1 protein-coding gene is annotated in these 573 nt (G+C 67.7%); it reads right to left on the minus strand.

Annotated elements, in window-relative coordinates; translation table 11 throughout:
- Positions 1 to 573, minus strand: a 573-nt coding sequence (locus tag AC1DTN_RS38685; RefSeq protein ID WP_477925512.1) for an oleate hydratase, incomplete at both ends; no start/stop codon positions are given.

The raw sequence follows: 573 nt of genomic DNA on the forward strand, positions 1-573 counted from the left end.
GTCGATGAACAGGCCGTAGCCCCAGAGCGCCTGGACGTCGTCGGGCTGCCCGATGAAATGGGGCTGGTGCGGCAGCACGATCGACAGCAGCCAGTTCGAATCGGTGAAGGTGATGAGGCCGCCTTCGCCGGGCACGTTGCCCGTGAAGTCGCGCACCATCGTGAAGAGCGCCGGATCCTTGAGCGTCGTCGTGAAGGACAGCCACTTGGAATCGTCGACATGGTCGGCGAAGGCGCCCGGCCGGCCGAGCGCGGGCCGGCCCGTGGCGATCTTCTCCCACAAGCTCCAGGCGCCGCCCTCGCGCTTGTCATGGAGTACCGGCGCCGCATCCATGCCGCCGATCGAGGCGCCCTCGGTCATCGAACCCAGCGTGGCGATGACGACATCCCGGGCGCCGACGGCCACTTCGCCTTGCTCGCCTTGCCGGTCATGGGCGATGGCTTCGACGAAGGTCCCGCCCGCCCGTTCGACGAAGCGGATATCCGTCACCCGGGTGCCCAGACGGAACTCGACGCCGCGCTCTTCCAGCCACTTCCGCAGCGGCAGGACCAGCGAGTCGTACTGGTTGTAGAC

It is taken from the genome of Rhizobium sp. 01T444 (assembly GCF_056398305.1).